The sequence below is a fragment of the Micromonospora sp. MH33 genome (assembly GCF_003013775.1).
Taxonomy (GTDB): domain Bacteria; phylum Actinomycetota; class Actinomycetes; order Mycobacteriales; family Micromonosporaceae; genus Micromonospora; species Micromonospora fulviviridis.
Genome location: NZ_MUYZ01000449.1, coordinates 1 through 3750, shown reverse-complemented (window position 1 = coordinate 3750; position 3750 = coordinate 1). Strand labels below are relative to the sequence as shown.

The window sequence follows — 3750 nt, the reverse complement described above, 5'->3', positions numbered from 1 at the left end:
CCTCACCGACGTGCTGGCCGGGGTGGCGGCGCTGCCCGGGCTGGCCGCGGCCGCGCTGCCCGGGCTGGTGGCGGCCGCCCCACCGATCCTGGTCGGTCACTCGGCGGGCGGGCACCTGGCGCTGTACGTGGCCGCGCACGCCCCGGCCACGGTCGGCGGCGTGCTGGCGCTGGCGCCGGTCGCGGACCTCGCCGAGGCCTACCGGCTGGACCTGGACTCCGGCGCGGTGGCCGCGCTGCTCGGCGGCGGCCCGGCCGAGGTCCCCGACCGGTACGCGGCGGCCGATCCATCGTCATTGGTGCCCATTCGAGTACGCACAGTAGCCATGCACGGCACTCTCGATCAGCAGGTTCCGGTCGCCATCAGCCGCTCCTGGGTGGCGGCGGCCCGTGCCACCGGGAGCCCCGCCACGCTGGTTGAGCTGCCCGAATGCGAACATTTCGGGCTGATCGCGCCGGACTCGGCCGCCTGGCCGCAGGTGGTCGCCGCGTTGCGGTCCCTGCACGATGATCTTCCTGGCATTGACGCAGCGTCGCCAAGCAGGTAGAACGCCGAAGGGGCGTTGCACCTCGGCCGCTCCATCGGGAAGGAAATCGGTGTCGCAGATGAACCGCAGGCGGGCGCTACAACTGCTGGCCGCGCTGGGTACCACCGGGCTGGCGGCGGGCTGCGGCTCCGGGACCGACACCGCGGACGAGGCCGAGCCCGGCAACCCAATCAAGATCGGCCTGATCGTTCCGGGCAGCGGCCCGAACAAGGTCGTCGGCGACGAGATCACCAACGGGTTCCAGCTCTTCCTCGCCCTCAACGACGGGCAGCTCGGCGGTCACCCGGTGACGCTGGTGCCGGCCGAGGAGGGCGACACCGCCAAGACCGGCCAGGCCGCCGTCGACCGGCTGCTCAAGGAGGGCGTGCTGGCCCTCACCGGCGTGGTCAGCTCCGTCGTGATGTCCGGCATCCGCGACGCCGTGGAGCAGGCGCGGGTGCCGCTGATCGGCTCCAACGCCTCCCCCATCAGCCTGCAGAGCGTCGTCTACATCTGGCGTACGTCGTACGTGCTGAACGAGCCGGGCGCGGCGCTCGGGCAGTACCTGCGGCAGACCCTGGACGCGTCCAGCAGGATCGCCATCTTCGGCACCCAGGGCCAGAGCAGCCGGGACGTCATCGACGGCCTCCGGAACGGGTACGAGCAGGGCGGCCGGCGGCTGACCGAGGAACCGATCTTCACCCCCGACTACCCCAACCCGGGCAAGGGGGTCTACTCCGGCCCGATCACCAAGGCCCTGGGCCGGCGCCCGGACGCGGTGTTCTGCCACTACTCCGGGGCGCAGGCGGTGCAGTTCATCAAGCAGCTCTACGCCCAGGGGTACCGCGGCCCGATCTACGCGCCGGGCTTCCTCACCGAGGGCACCGTGCTCAGCCAGCTCGACGACGGGGAGAAGGGCGAGGAGCGGGCGCTGATCCAGGAGTGCGGGATCGAGACCGCGCTGAACTACTCGGCCGACCTGAACAACACCGCCAACCGGGTGTTCGCCTCGGCGTACCGCAAGGCGCACAACGCCTCGCCAACCACTTTCGCGATGGCCTCGTACGACGCCGCGCAGGTGCTGGACAAGGCGATCCGGCTGGTCGGCGGCAACCCGACCCCGCAGCAGGTCAACCTGGCGCTCGGCAAGATCGGCCAGGTCGACAGCCCGCGCGGCGCCTGGCAGTTCAACCAGCCGCGTACCCCGCAGCAGAAGTGGTACCTGCGCAAGGTGCAGCTCGACGGCCGGTTGCTCTCCAACGTCGTGATCAGCGAGCTGGCCACGCTCGGCTGATCCTCCCCCGCGTACGCGAAACGGGCGGCCTCCCCTCGGGGAGACCGCCCGTTCCCGTGCGTCAGTGGCGCAGCTCGGCGATGCAGCACTTCACGCTGCCGCCGCCCTTCTTCAGCTCGGCCAGCTCGACCGGGACCGGATGGTAGCCGGCCGCCTTGAGCTTGCCGGCCAGCCGGGTCGCCTCGCTGTTCAGCACCACGTTGAGCCCGTCGCTGACCAGGTTGAGGCCGAAGGCCAGGGCGTCCTCGTCGTCCGCGATCACCGCGTCCGGGAAGAGCTGGGTGAGCACCCGCTGGCTGGCCGCGGAGAAGGCGCCCGGGTAGTAGACGATGTTCTCGTCGTCGATCGAGGCGAGCGCCACGTCCAGGTGGTAGAAGCGCGGGTCGACCAGGCGCAGCGAGACCACCGGCCGGCCGAGCGCCTCCTGCGCCTCGGCGTGCGCTGCCGGCTCGGTGCGGAAGCCGTGGCCGGCGAGGACCAGCCCGCCGTGCGCCTCCGGCAGGTAGGCGAAGTCGCCCTCACCCTCGTTGGTCTCGCTCGGCGCGATGAACCGCCAGCCGTTCGCCTCGTAGAACGCCCGGTGCGCGGCGGCCTCGGCGTGCCGCTGCTCATGCTTGAACTGGGCGCCGTAGACACTGCCGTCCACCACGAACGCGCCGTTGGCGGCGAAGACCATGTCCGGCAGCCCGCGCTCGGGGGTGAGCAGGTGCACCTCGTGGCCGAGGCCGACCAGGGTCTCGCGCAGGCGGTCCCACTGCTTGACCGCCAGCTCGGCGTCGACCGGGGCGGTCACGTCCATCCACGGGTTGATCGCGTACTCGACCGCGAAGTGCTCGGGCGAGCACATGAGATATGTCCGCTTTCGCGGGACTCGCTGCTGGTTCACGGTCACCAAGAGTAGGTACGGTACAACTTTGGTAACAGCCACAACCATTGCTTCCCAGAGGCGGAACGTTGCAGATCGACGCGGTCGACCAGCGAATCATTGCGTTGCTCGTGGCAGATGCCCGCGCCTCGTACGCAGACATCGGCACCCGGGTGTCACTCTCCGCCCCCGCGGTCAAGCGCCGGGTCGACCGGCTCCGATCGGCGGGGGTCATCCGGGGCTTCACCGCGGTCGTCGACCCGGCCGCCGTCGGGTGGACCACCGAGGCGTTCGTCGAGCTGTTCTGCGCCGGCCGGACCACCCCCGCCCAGATCGGCGCCGCCGCCCGGCGGCACCCCGAGGTGGTCGGGGCGTACACGGTCTCCGGCGAGGCGGACGCGCTGGTGCACCTGCGGGCCGCCGACATCGCGCACCTCGAGGAGGCGCTGGAGCGGCTGCGGGCCGAGTCCTTCGTCACCTCGTCGCGCAGCACCATCGTCCTCTCCCGGCTGGTCGAGTCCCCCGGCGTCGGCCCCTCCTCGGCTTGACCTCGACCGCACTTCAGGTCGTCCACTGGACCGCGGGCGTTCGAGAGGGACAACGGGGAGGCGACGTGCGGGCGGTGTGGCTACGGGAGTTCGGCGGGCCGGAGGTGCTGGTCCCGGGACCGGCGCCCGATCCGGTGCCCGGTCCGGGCCAGGTGCTCGTCGAGGTGGCACACGCGAACATCACGTTCGTCGAGACGATGTTCCGGGCGACCGGGTTCGGCCCGTTCGCCGCGTCCCTGCCGGTGATCCCCGGCAACGGCGTCGGCGGGACGATCACCGGAGTCGGCCCCGGGGTGGACCCGGCGCTGGTCGGCCGGCGGGTGGTCAGCGCCACCGGCGGCTCCGGCGGGTACGCCGAGCGCGTGGTGGTGGACCAGGGCGCGCCGATCCCCGTACCGGACGGGCTGCCGCTGGACGCGGCCGTGGCGCTGCTCGCGGACGGCCGGACCGCGCTGATGCTGGCCCGGGCGGCCGCGCTGCGGCCCGGTGAACGGGTGCTGGTCGAGGCGGCGGCCGG

At 72.1% G+C, this 3750-nt stretch carries 5 protein-coding genes; 4 read left to right on the top strand and 1 reads right to left on the bottom strand.

Annotation, left to right across the window (positions count from 1 at the left end; translation table 11 throughout):
* A partial coding sequence (locus B0E53_RS34190; protein WP_107079681.1) for a prolyl oligopeptidase family serine peptidase occupies positions 1-547 on the top strand: 547 nt, incomplete at its 5' end.
* 49 nt (positions 548-596) lie between these two features.
* On the top strand, positions 597-1820 hold the full coding sequence (locus B0E53_RS34185; protein ID WP_107079680.1) for an ABC transporter substrate-binding protein: 1224 nt from the start codon (positions 597-599) through the stop codon (positions 1818-1820).
* Between the two features lie 61 nt (positions 1821-1881).
* Here B0E53_RS34185 and ddaH read toward each other — a convergent pair whose 3' ends face one another.
* Positions 1882-2715: a dimethylargininase gene (gene ddaH / locus B0E53_RS34180; RefSeq protein ID WP_348639688.1), complete on the bottom strand. Its 834-nt coding sequence runs from the start codon at positions 2713-2715 to the stop codon at positions 1882-1884.
* Positions 2716-2774: 59 nt separating this feature from the next.
* On the opposite strand from ddaH, the gene B0E53_RS34175 reads away from it, so the two are divergent.
* The gene (locus tag B0E53_RS34175) at positions 2775-3233 is read left to right on the top strand and encodes an Lrp/AsnC family transcriptional regulator (protein ID WP_091265141.1); all 459 of its coding nucleotides are present in this window, start codon (positions 2775-2777) and stop codon (positions 3231-3233) included.
* Positions 3234-3298: 65 nt separating this feature from the next.
* Positions 3299-3750, top strand: a 452-nt coding sequence (locus B0E53_RS34170) for an alcohol dehydrogenase catalytic domain-containing protein (protein ID WP_168215478.1), incomplete at its 3' end; no start/stop codon positions are given.